This window comes from Streptomyces sp. NPDC023723 (genome assembly GCF_040639815.1).
Taxonomy (GTDB): domain Bacteria; phylum Actinomycetota; class Actinomycetes; order Streptomycetales; family Streptomycetaceae; genus Streptomyces.
The window spans coordinates 30,460-48,430 of the sequence record NZ_JBFAAP010000023.1 but is presented as its reverse complement, the minus strand read 5'-3'; the positions used below and the strand labels follow the sequence as shown (position 1 = coordinate 48,430).

15 protein-coding genes and 4 tRNA genes are annotated in these 17,971 nt (G+C 71.3%); 8 read left to right on the top strand and 11 right to left on the bottom strand.

All coding sequences use genetic code 11. The annotated features are described in order from the left end of the window. The first annotated feature begins 30 nt into the window (after positions 1-30). From AB0G32_RS23140 to purM, 4 genes are all read left to right on the top strand, one after another. The gene (locus tag AB0G32_RS23140; RefSeq protein WP_361166278.1) at positions 31-831 is read left to right on the top strand and encodes a sterol carrier family protein; all 801 of its coding nucleotides are present in this window, start codon (positions 31-33) and stop codon (positions 829-831) included. Positions 832-867: 36 nt separating this feature from the next. Then, positions 868-1,647 carry an META domain-containing protein gene (locus AB0G32_RS23135; protein ID WP_361166275.1) on the top strand — a complete coding sequence of 260 codons (780 nt, stop codon included), beginning with the start codon at positions 868-870 and terminating at the stop codon, positions 1,645-1,647. A 62-nt stretch (positions 1,648-1,709) separates the two neighbouring features. Continuing rightward, positions 1,710-3,236 carry an amidophosphoribosyltransferase gene (gene purF / locus AB0G32_RS23130; protein WP_361166272.1) on the top strand — a complete coding sequence of 509 codons (1,527 nt, stop codon included), beginning with the start codon at positions 1,710-1,712 and terminating at the stop codon, positions 3,234-3,236. A gap of 47 nt (positions 3,237-3,283) precedes the next feature. After that, complete coding sequence (gene purM / locus AB0G32_RS23125; RefSeq protein ID WP_361166269.1) at positions 3,284-4,351, top strand: phosphoribosylformylglycinamidine cyclo-ligase; 1,068 nt, start codon at positions 3,284-3,286, stop codon at positions 4,349-4,351. A gap of 102 nt (positions 4,352-4,453) precedes the next feature. Here purM and AB0G32_RS23120 read toward each other — a convergent pair whose 3' ends face one another. Together AB0G32_RS23120 and AB0G32_RS23115 are read right to left on the bottom strand one after the other, a co-directional pair. Continuing rightward, positions 4,454-4,711 carry a DUF3073 domain-containing protein gene (locus AB0G32_RS23120; protein ID WP_361166265.1) on the bottom strand — a complete coding sequence of 86 codons (258 nt, stop codon included), beginning with the start codon at positions 4,709-4,711 and terminating at the stop codon, positions 4,454-4,456. Between the two features lie 298 nt (positions 4,712-5,009). Then, the gene (locus AB0G32_RS23115) at positions 5,010-6,104 is read right to left on the bottom strand and encodes a Glu/Leu/Phe/Val dehydrogenase dimerization domain-containing protein (protein ID WP_361166262.1); all 1,095 of its coding nucleotides are present in this window, start codon (positions 6,102-6,104) and stop codon (positions 5,010-5,012) included. Positions 6,105-6,323: 219 nt separating this feature from the next. Here AB0G32_RS23115 and AB0G32_RS23110 point away from each other — a divergent pair, with 219 nt between their 5' ends. Both AB0G32_RS23110 and bldC read left to right on the top strand, forming a co-directional pair. Further along, positions 6,324-7,175 carry a hypothetical protein gene (locus tag AB0G32_RS23110; RefSeq protein ID WP_361166259.1) on the top strand — a complete coding sequence of 284 codons (852 nt, stop codon included), beginning with the start codon at positions 6,324-6,326 and terminating at the stop codon, positions 7,173-7,175. Positions 7,176-7,708: 533 nt separating this feature from the next. Next, complete coding sequence (gene bldC / locus AB0G32_RS23105; protein WP_003949541.1) at positions 7,709-7,915, top strand: developmental transcriptional regulator BldC; 207 nt, start codon at positions 7,709-7,711, stop codon at positions 7,913-7,915. A 442-nt stretch (positions 7,916-8,357) separates the two neighbouring features. Here the strand turns inward: bldC and AB0G32_RS23100 are convergent, their stop codons facing one another. From AB0G32_RS23100 to AB0G32_RS23080, 5 genes are all read right to left on the bottom strand, one after another. Further along, complete coding sequence (locus AB0G32_RS23100) at positions 8,358-8,549, bottom strand: DUF6274 family protein (protein ID WP_361166256.1); 192 nt, start codon at positions 8,547-8,549, stop codon at positions 8,358-8,360. 186 nt (positions 8,550-8,735) lie between these two features. Further along, a tRNA-Asp gene (locus tag AB0G32_RS23095) sits at positions 8,736-8,810 on the bottom strand. A gap of 106 nt (positions 8,811-8,916) precedes the next feature. Continuing rightward, a complete protein-coding gene (hrpA, locus tag AB0G32_RS23090; RefSeq protein ID WP_361166253.1) occupies positions 8,917-12,906 on the bottom strand; it encodes an ATP-dependent RNA helicase HrpA in 3,990 nt (1,329 codons plus the stop codon). 54 nt (positions 12,907-12,960) lie between these two features. After that, entirely contained in the window at positions 12,961-13,635 is a 675-nt protein-coding gene (locus tag AB0G32_RS23085; RefSeq protein WP_361166250.1) for a histone deacetylase, read from the bottom strand. A 26-nt stretch (positions 13,636-13,661) separates the two neighbouring features. Continuing rightward, complete coding sequence (locus AB0G32_RS23080; protein ID WP_361166247.1) at positions 13,662-14,477, bottom strand: glucose 1-dehydrogenase; 816 nt, start codon at positions 14,475-14,477, stop codon at positions 13,662-13,664. Between the two features lie 87 nt (positions 14,478-14,564). Here AB0G32_RS23080 and AB0G32_RS23075 point away from each other — a divergent pair, with 87 nt between their 5' ends. Beyond that, the gene (locus AB0G32_RS23075; protein ID WP_361166244.1) at positions 14,565-15,416 is read left to right on the top strand and encodes a helix-turn-helix transcriptional regulator; all 852 of its coding nucleotides are present in this window, start codon (positions 14,565-14,567) and stop codon (positions 15,414-15,416) included. A 62-nt stretch (positions 15,417-15,478) separates the two neighbouring features. On the opposite strand, the gene AB0G32_RS23070 is transcribed toward AB0G32_RS23075, so the two are convergent. From AB0G32_RS23070 to AB0G32_RS23055, 4 genes are all read right to left on the bottom strand, one after another. Beyond that, positions 15,479-15,552, bottom strand: a tRNA-Phe gene (locus AB0G32_RS23070). 36 nt (positions 15,553-15,588) lie between these two features. Beyond that, positions 15,589-15,663, bottom strand: a tRNA-Asp gene (locus AB0G32_RS23065). A gap of 36 nt (positions 15,664-15,699) precedes the next feature. Beyond that, positions 15,700-15,772: transfer RNA gene (locus AB0G32_RS23060), tRNA-Glu, on the bottom strand. Positions 15,773-15,852: 80 nt separating this feature from the next. Next, entirely contained in the window at positions 15,853-17,400 is a 1,548-nt protein-coding gene (locus AB0G32_RS23055; protein WP_361166241.1) for a metallophosphoesterase, read from the bottom strand. A gap of 97 nt (positions 17,401-17,497) precedes the next feature. On the opposite strand from AB0G32_RS23055, the gene AB0G32_RS23050 reads away from it, so the two are divergent. Next, on the top strand, positions 17,498-17,848 hold the full coding sequence (locus AB0G32_RS23050; protein WP_361166238.1) for a metallopeptidase family protein: 351 nt from the start codon (positions 17,498-17,500) through the stop codon (positions 17,846-17,848). The last annotated feature ends 123 nt before the right edge of the window (positions 17,849-17,971 follow it).

The window sequence follows — 17,971 nt, the reverse complement described above, 5'->3', positions numbered from 1 at the left end:
CGGCGAGAGCCCGCGCATAGGCTCACCCCCATGCCGACGACGTCCAGGAAACGCCCCCGCAGCTACGACCCCGCCCGCACCCGCGCCGCCGTCCACGCCCAGTTCGACCACGTACGGGAGGCGGTCCGCGACCTCACCCCCGAGCAGCTCGCACTGCCGACCCGGCTCGGTGACTGGACCGTACGGGAGCTGGTCGCGCACCTCGGCATGGCGCTCACCGCCGTGCACCGCGCCCTGGACCGGCCGGCCCCGCCGAAGCAGGACATCCAGGTGACCGAGTGGGTGTCCGCCGCCGGCGGCAACGCGGCCGCGATCGCCGACTTCACCCGGCAGCTCGCCGCCGGCCACCCCGACCTCGACGGCTACCTCGCCGGCATCGACGACAGCCTGCGCGCCCTGCTCGCCGCGCACCCCGGCGGCCGGCTCCTGGTGACCAACGCGGGCGCGCTGCCGCTCGACGACTACCTGGTCACCCGCACCGTCGAACTGGTCGTGCACACCGACGACCTGAACGCCGCGGTACCCGGCCTCGACGTGCCCTTCGACCGGCAGGCGCTGGCCACCGCCACCCGGCTGCTGGCCGACGCGCTCGTCGTGCGGGCGCCCGGCGGCGCGACCGAGGTGCGGGTGCCGCCGTACGCCGTCGTGCAGTGCGTCGCGGGCCCCCGGCACACCCGGGGCACCCCGCCCAACGTGGTCGAGACCGACCCGCTCACCTGGCTCCGGCTCGCGACCGGGCGGCTGGCCTGGGCGGACGCGGTCAGCGGCGGGAAGGTGAGCGCGAGCGGCGAGCGGGCCGACCTCTCCGCGCTGCTGCCGGTCCTCAGCTGACGGGAACCGGTTCCTCCGCCCGCCCGTCGAACGGTCATGTACAGGCTGAAGCGACACACGACCACGATGGTGGCCGCCGCGCTCCTCCCGCTCGCGGCGGCCTGCGGCGCCGAGCAGGCGGACGGCGGCAGCGCCGCGGCCACGAGCGCCGCCGACCGGATCACCGGCGTCCGCTGGAACGTCGACAGCGTCACCGCCGACGGCGCGGAGCGCCCGCTCCCGGCCGGCGCCCACCTGACCATCACCGCCGACGGCACGGCCGAGGGCAGCTACGGCTGCAACGACTTCCACGCCAAGGCGTCCGTCGACGGCGACCGGGTCCGGCTGAGCGACGCCGAGGCCACCGCGATGGCCTGCGCGGACCACTCCGTGCAGGAAGAGCGGACCCTCGCCCGCACCCTCACCGCCGGCCCGCTCAGCACCGAGGTCGACGACGGCCGGCTGACCCTCACCACCGCCGACGGCGACACCGTCCGCCTCAGCGAGCGACCGGACACCGCGCTGGACGGCACCACCTGGCGGGTCACCGCCCCGGACACGGCCGGCCGCGCGCACCTCACCTTCGACCAGCGGGCGGGCACCGTCACCGGCAGCCTCGGCTGCAACCGGGTCCGGGCGAAGGCCACGGTCCGCGACGGGCATATCACCGTGGGCGCGCCCACCACCACCCGAATGATGTGCGAAGACTCACTCATGGCCACCGAGAAGCGCCTTACGGCTCTTTTCGACCAGCGCGTCGACTATCGGATCGATCAGCAGACCCTCACGCTGACCAGCGAAAACGGCACGACCGTACGGGCCGCCGCCGACCGGTGACGCACGGTGGCGGCGAGCTCCCCCATTCGGATCAGCCGCCGGTCTCGCCTACACTCGGAGACGTGCCACGTGGTGACGGTCGACTCAATCACGATCTGCTTCCCGGCGAGAAGGGCCCCCAGGACGCATGCGGCGTCTTCGGTGTCTGGGCTCCCGGCGAAGAGGTCGCCAAGCTCACGTACTTCGGGCTCTACGCCCTCCAGCATCGGGGCCAGGAATCCGCGGGAATCGCGGTCAGCAACGGCTCCCAGATCCTCGTCTTCAAGGACATGGGCCTGGTTTCCCAGGTCTTCGACGAGACCTCGCTCGGTTCGCTCCAGGGTCACATCGCGGTCGGACACGCCCGCTACTCGACCACCGGCGCCTCCGTGTGGGAGAACGCCCAGCCGACGTTCCGGGCCACCGCGCACGGCTCGATCGCGCTCGGCCACAACGGCAACCTCGTCAACACCGCCCAGCTCGCCGAGATGGTCGCCGACCTGCCCAAGCAGGAGGGCCGCACCCCGCGCGTCGCGGCGACCAACGACACCGACCTGCTCACCGCGCTGCTCGCGGCCCAGGCCGACGAGGACGGCAAGCCGCTGACCATCGAGGCGGCCGCGCACGCGGTCCTGCCCAAGGTGCGCGGCGCCTTCTCCCTGGTCTTCATGGACGAGGGCACCCTCTACGCCGCCCGCGACCCGCAGGGCATCCGCCCGCTGGTCCTCGGCCGCCTGGAGCGCGGCTGGGTGGTCGCCTCCGAGTCCGCCGCCCTCGACATCTGCGGCGCCTCCTACGTCCGCGAGATCGAGCCGGGCGAGTTCGTCGCCATCGACGAGAAGGGCCTGCGCTCCTCCCGATTCGCGGATGCGAAGCCCAAGGGCTGTGTCTTCGAGTACGTCTACCTGGCCCGCCCGGACACCGACATCGCCGGCCGGAACGTGTACCTCTCCCGCGTGGAGATGGGCCGAAAACTGGCCAAGGAAGCCCCCGCCGACGCCGACCTGGTCATAGCGACCCCGGAGTCCGGCACCCCGGCCGCGATCGGCTACGCCGAGGCGTCCGGCATCCCGTTCGGCGCCGGTCTGGTGAAGAACGCCTATGTCGGACGTACGTTCATCCAGCCCTCCCAGACCATCCGCCAGCTCGGCATCCGGCTGAAGCTGAACCCGCTGAAGGAAGTCATCAAGGGCAAGCGGCTGGTCGTCGTCGACGACTCCATCGTCCGCGGCAACACCCAGCGGGCCCTGGTCCGCATGCTCCGCGAGGCCGGCGCCGCCGAGGTGCACATCCGGATCTCCTCCCCGCCGGTGAAGTGGCCCTGCTTCTTCGGCATCGACTTCGCCACCCGCGCCGAGCTGATCGCCAACGGCATGAGCGTCGACGAGATCGCCACCTCCATGGGCGCCGACTCGCTGGCGTACATCTCCATCGACGGCATGATCGAGGCGACCACCATCGCCAAGCCCAACCTGTGCCGCGCCTGCTTCGACGGCGAGTACCCGATGGAGCTGCCCGACCCCGAGCTGCTCGGCAAGCAGCTCCTGGAGACCGAGCTGGCCGCCGGGCCCGCCGGTACGGCCGCCACCGACGCCATCCGGCGCCCGTAGCCGTCCGTCCGCACCACCTGCCGTACGACACAAAGGTTCTTATCGTCATGCCTGACACAACTGGTGCCAGCTACGCAGCGGCGGGCGTCGACATCGAAGCGGGTGACCGCGCCGTCGAGCTCATGAAGGAATGGGTGAGGAAGACGCGCCGCCCCGAGGTCCTCGGCGGCCTCGGCGGCTTCGCCGGCCTCTTCGACGCCTCCGCCCTGAAGAAGTACGAACGCCCGCTGCTCGCCTCCGCCACCGACGGCGTCGGCACCAAGGTCGACATCGCCCGGCAGCTCGGCGTCTACGACACCATCGGCCACGACCTGGTCGCCATGGTCATGGACGACATCGTGGTGTGCGGCGCCGAGCCGCTGTTCATGACCGACTACATCTGCGTCGGCAAGGTGCACCCCGAGCGGGTCGCCGCCATCGTCAAGGGCATCGCCGAGGGCTGTGTGCTGGCCGGCTGCGCCCTGGTCGGCGGCGAGACCGCCGAGCACCCCGGCCTGCTGGGCCCGGACGACTTCGACGTGGCCGGCGCCGGTACGGGCGTCGTGGAGGCCGACCGGCTGCTCGGCCCGGACCGGATCGGCGAGGGCGACGCGGTGATCGCGCTGGCCGCCTCCGGGCTTCACTCGAACGGGTACTCACTCGTCCGCCACGTCCTGCTGAACCAGGCCGGTCTGGCCCTTGACGCGCACCACGACGACCTCGGCCGCACCCTCGGCGAGGAACTCCTGGAGCCCACCAAGATCTACTCGCTGGACTGCCTGGCCCTCACCCGCACCGCCGACGTGCACGCCTTCAGCCACATCACCGGCGGCGGTCTCGCCGCCAACCTGGCCCGGGTGATCCCGGACGGGCTGCACGCGACCGTGGACCGCTCCACCTGGACCCCGGGGGCGATCTTCGACCTGGTCGGCAGGACCGGCCGGGTGGAGCGCCTGGAGCTGGAGAAGACGCTGAACATGGGCGTCGGCATGATCGCGATCGTGCCGCAGGAGTCCGCGGACGTGGCCCTGACGACCCTGGCCGACCGCGGCGTGGACGCCTGGGTGGCCGGCGAGATCACCGGGCGTGGCGAGCACGACAGCGGCGCCGCGCTGGTCGGTGACTACGCGGTCTGAGTGACCGGCTGAGAACCGCCGGGCCACGAGGTGGACCCGGCGGACAGCACAGAAGCCGGTCGGTGACAGAGGTCACCGACCGGGCCAATGTTCAGTACAAGGTCAAGCGCCGCGACGCTGCTGTGAGGACTGTCCGTCCTCGTCTCCCTCGTCGTCGTCCTCATAGAGGTCGGCGTACCGGGAGTACAAATCGTCGTCGTCCTGCTCATCGTCCTCGAACCGCTCGCCGTTAGGCGGTTGCGGACTCGACGTCGATGCGCCCAGCTCCTCGGCCAGGCGGGAGAGATCAGTCCCACCGCTGTTGTACTTCAGCTGGCGGGCGACCTTCGTCTGCTTGGCCTTGGCCCGGCCGCGCCCCATGGCTCGACCCCCTCAACGACGGGGCTCGACGGCCCCAGAGTCTTGACACGCGTTCATGGTCCGGAACGGGCTCTCCGCAGAGAGACCGGTCCGTAGGGCTTCCACGGTACCTGAGCCCACGCCCATACGGTACGTCGCCCGCAGGACGGGCCCGCGTCCGAGTCCTTCGAGGCGCCCCGTCCTCGCTGGTCAACCGCGATTTTAACCACTTCTGGACGGTCGACCCGCCGGTAGAAGTGAGAGTTCTCTCCAACCGGCCCCCGGCGGGTACCGCCCGGCCCGCCCGGGGCCCGTCCGGTCAGCCCCGGCCGCGGGCCCCGGCGATCCGCTGCTCGGCGATCCGGTCGGCCGCCGCGGCCGGCGGAATCCCGTCCTCCTTCGCACGTGCGAATATGCCGAGCGTGGTGTCGTAGATGCCCGCGGCCTTCGACTTGCACCGGTCGAAGTCGAAGCCGCGCAGCTCGTCGGCGACCTGGATGACGCCGCCGGCGTTCACCACGTAGTCCGGCGCGTAGAGGATGCCGCGGTCCGCGAGGTCCTTCTCCACCCCCGGGTGGGAGAGCTGGTTGTTGGCGGCCCCGCAGACCACCTTGGCGGTGAGCACCGGCACCGAGGTGTCGCTGAGCGCGCCGCCGAGCGCGCAGGGGGCGTAGATGTCCAGACCGTCGAACCGGATCAGCGCCTCGGTGTCGGCCACCACCCGGACGGCCGGGTGCTCGTCGGCGATCCGCCGCACGGCCGCCTCCCGCACATCCGTGATCACCACCCGGGCGCCCTCGGCCAGCAGATGGCCGACCAGATGGCGGCCGACCTTGCCGACGCCCGCGATGCCCACCGTCCGGTCCCGCAGCGACGGGTCGCCCCACAGGTGCTGGGCGGCGGCCCGCATCCCCTGGTAGACGCCGAAGGCGGTGAGGACGGAGGAGTCGCCGGCCCCGCCGTGCTCCGGCGAGCGCCCGGTGGTCCAGCGGCACTCGCGGGCGACGACGTCCATGTCCGCGACGTACGTACCGACGTCGCAGGCGGTGACGTAGCGGCCGCCGAGGGAGGCCACGAACCGGCCGTAGGCGAGCAGCAGTTCCTCGGTCTTGACCAGCTCCGGGTCGCCGATGATCACGGCCTTGCCACCGCCGTGGTCCAGCCCGGCCATGGCGTTCTTGTAGGACATCCCGCGGGCGAGGTTCAGCGCGTCGGCGACCGCCGCCGCCTCCGTCGGGTACGGGTAGAAGCGGGTGCCGCCGAGCGCGGGGCCCAGGGCGGTGGAGTGGACGGCGATGACGGCCTTGAGACCGGTGGCCCGGTCCTGGCAGAGCACGACTTGCTCATGACCGCCCTGGTCCGAGTGGAACAGGGTGTGCAGTACATCAGCAGGCGCGCCGGTTACGTCGGTCACGGTGGTGACTCCTGAGTAAGTAGCGGCTGGTGCAGGTGGTCCCGGACGGGTGGCGGGACTGTGGCACGAGATTAGGGCCTGCCGCGCCCGCCCGCCGCACAGTGCTGAGGATCACCTCCGCACGGAGTACTGCCGTGGGACGATCTTCCGAGCATTCCGCGCGCGTGGGTGACCGGGCCCGGCAGGTTTTCCCGGCGGCGCGCGGGGGAGGGAGCAGGCGTGCCCAAGGTGTCCTCGCTGATCGTCCCGTACGCGGCGTACTTGCGCGTGTACGAGCCGCTGGCCGCCTTCCCGGAGCCGGAGCGCGGCCACTGGACGCGGTACGCCCGCCGGACCGATCTGCCCTCGTACCAGGACGAGCTGCGCCGTTCGCTGGCCGACCTGCTGCCCACCCCGCCGGTGCCGGTGTCGGTGCACGAGAGCGCCGACGCGTTCGTGCTGGAGTCCGACGGCGTGGTCTGCGTCTGCCCCTGGCGCACCCGGCTGCGCGGCTGGCAGGCCCTGGAGGAGTTGCCCGAGGACTTTCCCGAGCCGGTCCTGGACGCCCTGCTGCCGCCGCTGCTGCGCCGCCAGGCGGCCCAGGACTACGACCGCTGGCTGGAGCGCAACCCCGACGCCCGCCCGTGGATCCGCACGGCCACCTGGCAGGTGCCGATCAACTGGTTCGTGCTCGTCGCCGACGAGGAGCGGGAGTACGACGAGGGCGGCGGCGAGCCGCCCGAGGCGGCGCCGGTGCTGCGCTACCGCACGCCGATGGTGCAGGCCCGGCGCCGGGTGGCGCGCGGGCTGCGGGCGCTGCGGGAGGCGATGGACGAGGGGCCGCTGATCGACGGCCTGGTCGACGTGGGGCGCTGGCTGGAGGAGTTCCATCCGCGCTCCGTGGTGGAGCTGGACTACGGCGGCCTGGTGCACGCGGTGCCGCCCGGCGCGCTGGCGGCCGACCACTCCGCGGCCGACGTCGCCGAGGGCATCGACGCGCTGCGGCACGGCGACGGGGCGGCCGCGGGGGCCGCGTACGGGCGGCTGGTGGAGCGGTGGCGGGCGGTCCGGGACCGGCGCTCTGCGAACTGACGTTTGACGTGACGCCCGTTTTGGGGTTTCGTCACTCACTCCGGGTGATCCCCGGTTCTTCTCGTCGTCATCTCGGCGTGGGACGTAAGTCCCGATCCGGGCGTATGACTCAAGCGTGACGGACCGCACGTACTCCACCCTTGCGTCGCTTGCCCCTCCTCGTGCCAAAATAGGACAAGGAGTCCGGGGAGGGCTCCGTCCGTCCCGCTGTGGTGCACTGTGGGCGGATTCTCGGCAATGCGTGCTTTGGGGGGTCTGATGACTCCCGATCGCCGGTGTGACTGATCGTCACACCGGCGTGACTGTCCGCTATGGCATGGTCCATCGGCATCCGTCGCTGATGAACACCTGGGAGGGCAATTCCATCGGTTTGGCCGACGCGGCTGGACAGATGGTGTAGTTGTAGTGCCGAGGACAAGCCGTTCGTCCTATAACCGACTCGACTCGCGTCCGCCATTTCGGGCAACGCGGGTCAAGGTGCAGAATTTAGAGGAAAGAACCGAGATGGTTCGGTTCTCCCGAGGAGGCCGCTCATGACCGCTCGCACCCCTGATGCCGAGCCGCTGCTGACCCCCGCCGAGGTCGCCACCATGTTCCGCGTCGACCCGAAGACGGTCACGCGCTGGGCGAAGGCCGGCAAGCTCACGTCGATCCGCACGCTCGGCGGGCACCGCCGTTACCGCGAGGCTGAGGTCCGCGCGCTGCTCGCGGGTATCCCGCAGCAGCGCAGCGAGGCCTGAACTACCGCATAACCGGACAGAACGGCAGGTCCCCCAACCTGCTACGGCGTCCGGGCCCAACAGCTCCATACGACGCGGGGATCTGCCCCAACAGATCCCGTGCCCCATGTGTCGTCGATCGCGCTGGACTCCGCCGGGTCCAGCGCGATCTTTTTTGTGCCCGGTTGTGCCTGGTGGCAGGCCGGGCGCGGGGTTCTGTGAGCGGCCTTGTCGGAGTCTGGGCGGGGCTGTCGGATCGGCTGTGAAGGTATCCGCAGGTCGGTACAATTGCACATATTAAATTGACCAGTTGTAGGAGAGGTGTAAGCGTCACCGTTTCAAAAATGAGTACGGTGACACCCGTCACACGCCGGTCGGGTTGTTGGCGGTGGCATATGTGCGCTAGAGGAGGGGCGGATTCCCATCGGCCCCCGGACGCAGGGGCGTTGGCGCCGACGGCCGGTCACGCGCCGGCGGCGGGGGTGCGCTCCACGCCCTCCTGACGGTCTGTCGGCGGCTGCGGGGCGGAATCCATCGCCAGCCGCAGCAGACGGTGGCAGACCGGGCAGTGGCGCGTCAGATGGCCGTAGGACGAGGCGGCCGCCAGATGGGCCCGGAGCAACGCCCGTATCTCGTGCCGCACCAATGCCGCCATACGCCACCTCCGGTGGACCACACGGGGAACGGGCCCTGCCCTGCTTCTTCCGGAGTATCCGGCGAAGGGTCCGGCGTCAAGGGCGCCTTGGGCGACACGGACGCGCGAAAGAGGCCCACACCGGCGGCGCGGGCCTCTTGAGGGAAGCAAAAAACCCCCGCACCGATTGGTGCGGGGGTTTCGCTGCGGTCCTGACGGGATTTGAACCCGCGGCCTCCACCTTGACAGGGTGGCGAGCACTCCAAGCTGCTCCACAGGACCAGGTTTCGCGGCGCTTCATCTGCTCTTGCGCTGCGAGATGAGACTGTACAGGAGGGTGAGTGTCCTGGTCGAACTCACCCTCCGTAGAGGCCCCGTCACGGCCCCGTCACGGCGCCGCCGCGTCGATCGCCTTCACGATCCGCTTGTCGGAGACCGGGTACGCCGTGCCCAGCGCGTGCGCGAAGTAGCTGACCCGCAGCTCCTCGATCATCCACCGGATGTCCAGGACCTGCTGCGGCACCGGCCGCCCCGGCGGCAACTGCTCCAGCAGCCACGCGTACTCGTCCCGCATCTCGTGCACCTTCGCCATCCGGGACGTGTCCCGCTGGACCCCCGTCGGCATCTGCTGGAGCCGCCGGTCCACCGCGATCAGGTACCGCATCAGGTCGGGCAGCCGCCGCAGGCCGGCCGCCGTCACGAACCCCGGCTTCACCAGGGCGTCCAGCTGCCCCCGTACGTCCTGGAGGTTGGCCAGCAGCGCGGGGCTGCGGACGGCCTTCAGGCGGCGTTCGGCGGCCCCCCAGGCGGCCAGCACCTGCTGCACCTGCCCGACCGCGCGGACGGTGGTGTCCACGATCTCCGCGCGGACCTTGTCATACAGCTTCCGGTAGGACTCCTCGTCCCAGGCCGGCCCGCCGAAGTCGGCCATCAGCTTGTCCGCCGCCGCCATCGCGCAGTCGTCGAACAGGGCCTGGATGGAGCCGTGCGGGTTCGCCGACAGCCCCAGCTTCTGCTGGTTGGTGAGCTTTTCGGAAGCGAACTTCGCGGGGTTGACCGGAATGTTGCGCAGGATCAGCCGCCGGGTGCCCCGCCACATCGCCTGCGCCTGTTCGTCCTCGGTGTCGAAGAGGCGGACGGAGACGGTGTTCGCCGTCGGTCCGTCGTCCACCAGCGCCGGGTACGCCTTCACCGGCTGTCCGGCGCGGCGGGTCTCGAAGACGCGGCTGAGCGTGCCGATCGTCCAGTCGGTCAGGCCGGTGCGCTCCAGGGACTCGCCGCCCTGCCGCTCGGCCGTCGCGGCGGCGGCCTGCGAGAGGGCCTTGCGCGCCTTGGGCCGCAGCCGCAGCTTCAGCGCCTCCAGGTCCTTGTCCTCGGCCAGTTTCCGGCGCCGTTCGTCGACGATCCGGAAGGTGATCTTCAGATGGTCGGGGACCCGGTCCCAGTCGAAGTCCGTCGCCTCGAAGGGCACGCCGACCATCCGCTTCAGCTCGCGCGCCATGGTCGTGGTCAGCGGCTCCTGCAACGGCACCGCCCGCTGGAGGAACTTGGCGGCGTAGTCCGGGGCGGGCACGTAGTTGCGCCGGATCGGCTTGGGCAGCGACCGGATCAGCTCGGTGACCACCTGGTCCCTCAGGCCCGGGATCTGCCACTCGAAGCCCTCGTCGGTGACCTGGTTGAGCACCTGGAGCGGGATGTGCACGGTCACGCCGTCGGCGTCCGCGCCCGGCTCGAACTGGTACGTCACCCGGAACTTCAGCGGCCCCTGCCGCCAGGTGTCCGGATAGTCGTCCTTGGTGACCGCGCCCGCCTTCTCGTTGATGAGCATCTCGCGCTCGAAGTCGAGGAAGTCGGGCTGCTCGCGGTGCTTGTGCTTCCACCAGGAGTCGAAGTGCGCGCCGGACACGACGTGTTCGGGCACCCGCTGGTCGTAGAAGTCGAAGAGCGTCTCGTCGTCGACGAGGATGTCCCGGCGCCGGGCGCGGTGCTCCAGCTCCTCGACCTCGCCCAGCAGCCTGCGGTTGTCGGCGAAGAACTTGTGGTGGGTGCGCCAGTCGCCCTCGACCAGCGCGTTGCGGATGAACAGCTCGCGGCTGACCTCGGGGTCGATCCGCCCGTAGTTCACCTTCCGCTGCGCGACGATCGGTACGCCGTACAGCGTGACCTTCTCGTACGCCATCACCGCCGCCTGGTCCTTCTCCCAGTGCGGTTCGCTGTACGTGTGCTTCAGGAGGTGGCCGGCGAGCGGCTCGATCCACTCGGGCTCGATCCTGGCATTGACCCGGGCCCACAGCCGGCTGGTCTCCACCAGCTCGGCCGACATCACGAACCGCGGCGGCTTCTTGAACAGCGCCGAGCCCGGGAAGATCGCGAACTTGGCGTTACGGGCGCCGACGTACTCGTTCCTGGCTGTGCTCTTCCCGCCCTCCCGCCCGCTCTCCCGCCCGGCGTCCTTCACGTCCTTCATGCCGACGTGGGAGAGCAGGCCCGCGAGGAGGGAGACGTGGACGCGGTCGCCGGGTGCGTCGTCCTCGTTGAGGTGGATGCCCATCTGCTTGGCGACCGTGCGCAACTGCGTGTAGATGTCCTGCCATTCGCGGATGCGCAGGAAGTTGAGGAACTCCTGCTTGCACATCCGGCGGAAGGACGAGGAGCCGCGCTCCTTCTGCTGCTCGCGCAGATAGCGCCAGAGGTTGAGGAAGGCCAGGAAGTCGCTGGTCTCGTCGCGGAAGCGGGCGTGCTGCTGGTCGGCCTGGGTCTGCTTGTCGGAGGGGCGCTCGCGCGGGTCCTGGATGGAGAGCGCGGCGGCTATGACCATGACCTCGCGGGCACAGCCGTTCTTGTCGGCCTCCAGGACCATCCGGGCCAGCCGCGGGTCGACCGGGAGCTGGGCCAGCTTGCGGCCGGTGTCGGTGAGCCGCTTGCGCGGGTCCTTCTGCGCCGGGTCGAGCGCGCCCAGCTCCTGGAGCAGCTGCACCCCGTCGCGGATGTTGCGGTGGTCCGGCGGGTCGATGAAGGGGAACTTCTCGATGTCGCCGAGGTCCGCCGCGGTCATCTGGAGGATGACGGAGGCGAGGTTGGTCCGCAGGATCTCCGCGTCGGTGAACTCCGGCCGGGCCAGGAAGTCGTCCTCGCTGTACAGCCGGACGCAGATGCCGTCGCTGGTCCGCCCGCAGCGGCCCTTGCGCTGGTTGGCGCTGGCCTGCGAGACCGGCTCGATGGGCAGCCGCTGCACCTTGGTGCGGTGGCTGTAGCGGGAGATCCGGGCGAAGCCGGGATCGATGACGTACTTGATGCCGGGGACGGTCAGCGACGTCTCGGCCACGTTGGTCGCCAGAACGATCCTGCGCCCGGTGTGCTGCTGGAAGACCCGGTGCTGCTCGGCGTGCGAGAGCCGGGCATAGAGCGGGAGTACTTCGACGAACCGGTACTTCTTCTTCTCCAGCGCGTCGGCGGTGTCCCGGATCTCCCGTTCACCGGACAGGAAGACGAGGATGTCGCCTTTCCCCTCGCCCATCAGCTCCTCGACGGCGTCGGTGATCGCGGTGATCTGGTCCCGGTCGGCGTCCTCGGAGTCCTCCTCCAGAAGCGGGCGGTAGCGCACCTCGACCGGGTACGTACGCCCGCTGACCTCGATGATCGGCGCGTCGCCGAAGTGCCGGGAGAAGCGCTCCGGGTCGATGGTCGCGGAGGTGATGACGACCTTGAGGTCGGGCCGCTTCGGCAGCAACTGCGCCAGGTACCCCAGCAGGAAGTCGATGTTGAGGGACCGCTCGTGCGCCTCGTCGATGATGATCGTGTCGTAGGCGCGCAGCTCGCGGTCGGTCTGGATCTCGGCGAGCAGGATGCCGTCCGTCATCAGCTTGACGAAGGTGGCTTCCGGGTTCACCTGGTCGGTGAAGCGGACCTTCCAGCCGACGGCCTCGCCGAGCGGGGAGTCCAGCTCGTCGGCGACCCGCTCGGCGACCGTACGGGCGGCGATCCGGCGCGGCTGGGTGTGCCCGATCATGCCCTTGACCCCACGGCCGAGGTCGAGACAGATCTTCGGGATCTGGGTGGTCTTCCCGGACCCGGTCTCACCGGCGACGATGACGACCTGGTGGTCCCGGATGGCGTCCGCGATCGCGTCCCGTTTCTGGCTGACGGGCAGTTGCTCGGGATAGGTGACGGTGGGCAGGTGGGCGCGGCGGGTGGCGATGCGCTGCTCGGCCCGGTCGACCTCCGCCTCGATCTCGGCGAGGACGGCGGCGCGGGCCTCCGGCTTGCGGATCTTGCGCGCGCCTTCCAGCCTGCGGCCGAGCCGGTGCGCGTCGCGCAGCGACAGCTCGGTCAGACGGGGGGCGAGGGCGCCGAGGGCGGGGGCGGGGTGCGTAGACATACGGAGTCCAGGATCTCATCCCGGTGAAAAGAGTGGCGAACGTATTTGTCGCCGTCACGGCCGCGCCCCCAGCAGCGCGGTGAGCTGCGCCGCCGACCAGTGGCCCTCCGCGCCGGGACAGGCGGCGACGTACCCGGCGACGGCCGGTACGTCCCAGGCCCCGGCACAGAGCAGCCCGGCGGTAAGAAACCGCAGGTAGGGGAGGGAGGGGGCCAGCCACGGCACGTCGTGCAGGCCCCAGGGAGCGGTGAAGGTCAGGGCGGGCAGGCCGTCGAGCTGCCCGGCGCAGACCAGCGTCTCGTACCGCCCGTCCCCGAGCACGGCCCGCCCCCGGGTCAGCACCTCGGTCAGGTCGAGGGCGGCCCCGCCGGGCTCCCGGTACATCTCCTGGGCGGCGATGTCGGTGAACTGCTCGACGGTGACCAGATGGGCCCGGGCCAGCACCCGGCCGTCCGCGCCGGGGTCGTAGAAGGCCCGGCCGCCGCGCCACACCGGCGACCGGGTGGCGAAGTACATCGCGCCGGTCAGCTCCACGGGCAGGGAGCGGGCGGGCGGCGCCGGGTTCCGGCAGCCCGGGTAGGACCGGCCCGCGCCGGGCGGGCACCCGCCCTGGAGGTAGGCGGAGAGCCGGCCGAGGTGGGTGTTGGACCCGTAGGACGTGTACCAGACCAGCTCCGGACGCCGGTCGCGCGGCAGGGCCGGGTCGATGCTGCGCAGGGCTTTCGTCATGCCGGGTGCCTACCCGGCCGGCCCGCTCAGGCCGCCTGCATGCCGCCGTCCACCGCCAGGACCGTGCCGGTGACGTAGGAGGCGCGGTCGCTGAGCAGCCAGGCGGCGGCCTCGGCGACCTCGTCGGGGGAGGCGGCGCGGCGCAGCGGGGTGCGCGCGTTGAGCTGGTCGACGATGCCGGGGGACCGCTCGTCCCAGTCCCGGATCATCTCGGTGAGCGTGGTGCCGGGGGCGATGGCGTTGACGCGGATGCCCTCCGGGCCGTACGTGACGGCGGCGGACTCGGTGAGGCTGTTGACCGCGCGCTTCATCGCGCCGTAGGCGGGCAGCGCGGGGTTGCCGCGCAGGCTGCCGACCGAGGAGGTGTTGACGAGGGCGCCGGTACCGGCGGTGGCCCGGATGGCGGCGACCTCGGCGGCCATGGCGAGCCAGACGCCCTTGAGGTTCACCGCGTAGAGCTGGTCGAAGTCGGCCTCGGTGGCCTGGTCCAGCGGGCCGGGCGGGGTGGCGGTCGCGCCGTTGTTGAAGGCCACGTCGAGCCGGCCGTACAGGTCGACGGCGCGGTCCACGGCGGCCCGGACGCTCGTCGGGTCGGCCAGGTCGCACACCACGTGGGCGGCGGTGCCGCCGGCCGCCCGGATCTCCTCGGCCACCGCCTTGAGCTGCGCCTCGGTCCGGGCCGCGAGCAGCACCCGGGCGCCCTCCCGGGCGAACAGCCGCGCCGCGGCGGCCCCGATGCCGCGTCCGGCGCCGGTGACGAGGGCGACCTTGCCGTGCAGCAGGCCGCCCTGATCCTGGCGATCGGTGCTGAGGGTGCTGACTGTGCTGGGTGAGTTGTCCATGGGGATGAGCCTGCGCCGGTCGGCGGAGCCCATCCAGGCACCGGCGGTACCTGGCTCGGCCGCCCGGCGGCCGAGCACACTGGGGGCATGGACCGACAAGAGCTGGCCGGCTTCCTGCGCGGCAGACGCGAGCGGATCGCCCCGGCCGACGTGGGGCTGCCCGCCGGGCCGCGCCGCCGCACCCCGGGGCTGCGCCGCGAGGAGGTGGCGCAGCTGGCGTACATCTCGACCGAGTACTACACCCGGCTGGAACAGGCCCGCGGCCCGCGCCCGTCGCGTGAGGTACTGACCGGGCTGGCTCGTGCCCTGCGGCTGTCGGACGCCGAGCGCGACCACCTCCACCACCTCGCCGGCGCCCCGCCCGGCCCGCCGCCGGGGCCCTCCCGCGAGGTGCGGCAGAGCATCCTCGACCTCATCCGGCGGCTGCCGGGGTCCGCGGCGCTGGTGCTGTCCGCGACCTACGAGGTGATCGCCTGGAACGACCTGGCGGCCGCCCTGCTGGAGGACTTCTCGGCCCTGTCCCGGCCCCAGCGCAACCTCGTCCGCCAGGCTTTCCTGGGGCCCCAGGACGGCCGGCGCGAGCGGTACAGCCTGACCGACCCGGAGGCGTTCTCGCACGCCGCCGCCCGCCATCTGCGCGCCGTGTCCGCCCGTTACCCGGACGACCCCGAGGTGGCCGCGCTGGTGGGCGATCTGCTCGTCGGCAGCCCGGAGTTCGCCCGGCTCTGGGCCGACCACGACGTACGTGCCATCCCGACCCTGCGCAAGACCATCAACCACCCGCTGGTCGGCCCCGTCACCGTCAACTGCGACGTCCTGGACATCGCCGACCACGACCAGCACATCGTCCTCTACACGGCCGACCCCGGCTCCCCGGCGGAGGAGACCCTGCGGCTGCTGTCGGTGGTGGGGACGCAGCGGATGGACGTACCGCGCTAAACACCAAGGAGCCCCTCCCCGAAGCAAGCGGGGAGGGGCTCATGCCCTGGTCAGGGCTGCGGTGGCTGGGGCCGGGGTCGAACCGGCGACCTTCCGCTTTTCAGGCGGACGCTCGTACCAACTGAGCTACCCAGCCACGAGGTTTCACGTGAAACATCCACATGTACCTCGGCGGTCCTGACGGGATTTGAACCCGCGGCCTCCACCTTGACAGGGTGGCGAGCACTCCAAACTGCTCCACAGGACCAAGCGTGTGTACGACAGTGTCGCACACGATCTTGCGTGCCCCCAACGGGATTCGAACCCGTGCTACCGCCTTGAAAGGGCGGCGTCCTAGGCCGCTAGACGATGAGGGCTATCGGCCCGCCTGGGCGCTTCTCAGCGCGTCGGGGACGTGAGAAGCATAGGTGATGGCGGGAGGGATCGCCAAAACGGTTTACGGGGAGGGGGTCGCGGGGGTGGGTGAGGGCGCGGCGCCCGGCTGGTTCTCCTTCGGGAGGTGGCGGCTGACCTCGGCCGTGGTCAGGCCCAGGCCGCCCAGCTTGATCTCGTCCCAGGCCTGGAGGCGGCGGGAGTCGCGGTCGAAGTAGAGGATCGACGCCTGGATCGGGTCGGGGTACTTGCCCTCCACCGCGCGCAGGCCGCTGCCGCCCGTCGAGCCCTCGATGCGCAGCCGGGTGCCGTACTTCATGACCTCCATCTCCTCGTGGTGCACGTGCCCGGCCAGCACCAGCGGTACCTCGCCGTCCACCTCGCGGGCGGCGGACGGTTCATGGGCGAGGGCGATGTCCACCGGGGTGCCGGCCGTGCTCTGGTCGCGCAGGGCGGAGGCGAGCCGGGCGCCGGCCAGTTCCTGGGACGCCTCGGCGCCGGGCCGGGCCGAGCGGTCCGGGGTGAACTGGGGGTCGCCGATGCCCGCGAAGCGCAGCCCGGCCACGGTGCGGGCCCGGCCGTCGTCCAGGACGTGCACGTTCTTCAGGCCCGCCAGATAGCGCTGGGTCTCCATCGAGTCGTGGTTGCCGCGCACCCAGACGTAGGGGGCGCCGAGGTCCTCGATCGGGTCCAGGAAGCCGTTCTCGGCAGCCGTGCCGTGGTCCATCGTGTCGCCCGAGTCGACGATCACATTCACCCGGTACTGCTCCACCAGCGAGGCGATGATCTTCCAGCTCGCCGGGTTGAGGTGGATGTCGGAGACGTGCAGGACGCGGATCGTGGTCGGGTCCGGCTGGTAGGCGGGGAGCGTGGAGGTGACGTCGTAGAGCTTGGTCACGTTCGTCACCAGGCGGGCCAGCTCCTTCTGGTAGACGTCGAACTCGGTGACGATCGAGCGTGCGTCGCCGACCAGGGACGGCGCGGAGGAGAGCAGGCCGGAGAACCTCGGCTCCAGGACGGAGTCCGGTTTCCAGGTCGCGTACGCCGTGCCGCCGGACGCCAGCAGGAGGGCGAGGGCGAGGCCGCCGGCGGTCAGCGCGCGGCGCGGGCGGCGGTAGACGGCGAGGCCGAGGGCGGTGGCGCCGGAGACGACCGCGACGCCGGAGCGCACGGCCAGGTCGAGGGTGCCGTGCGCGACGTCGTCGGCCACCTCGTCCTGGAGGCCGGAGAGGCGTTCGGGGTGGTCGACCAGGGCCTGGGCGCGCTCCGGGTCGAGCTGGTCGACGTTGACGTCCAGGCGGACGGGGGCGACGTGGCTGTCGAGTTCCAGAGCGCCCAGCGGCGAGATATTGATCTTCGTGCCGCCGGTGAGGGAGGGGCGCAGGGTCATCGTCGTGTTCATCGGCCCGACCGGTGTGCGGACGTTGCCGACGACCAGCAGGCCGAGCCAGGCGCCGAGCAGCACGACGGCGACCAGGCCCAGGGCACGGGTCCAGGGGTGCGGCCGGGGCGTCAGTCCGGCGGCGGTGGGTCTGCGGACGGGTTTCCGGCCGGCGCGGGCGCGGTGGAGACGGTGGACGAGGTGCAGGGCAGCGGCGGTGACGCGGGCCATTGGTCGCGTATGCCCAAGCCCGCCGGGGGATATGCGGGCGCCGCGCGGCTCGCGCGCGGCTGTGTCGTACGCGACAGCCGTGCCGGACAATGGGGCTGTGCTGGAGATGACGCGCGAGGAGTTCGAGGAACTGGTCGCCGAGGCGCTGGACCGGATTCCGCCGGAGCTGACGCGGCTGATGGACAACGTCGCGGTGTTCGTGGAGGACGAGCCGCCGGCGGACGATCCCGAGCTGCTCGGGCTCTACGAGGGGACGCCGCTGACCGAGCGGGGGGAGTGGTACGCGGGGGTGCTGCCGGACCGGATCACCGTCTACCGGGGGCCGACGCTGCGGATGTGCGAGAACCGGGAGGACGTGGTCGCGGAGACCGAGGTGACCGTCGTGCACGAGATCGCGCACCACTTCGGCATCGACGACGCGCGGCTGCATGCGTTGGGGTATGGGTGACGGGTGCGGTGGGTGCGGTGGGGCTGGCAGGTCTGACGGGTGGGGCGCGTCGTCCCGGGTGACCGTTCCGGACGGGTGTGCGGATGTGTGCGGGGCGCGTGTCTTCTTGTGCGCGGCGGGAGT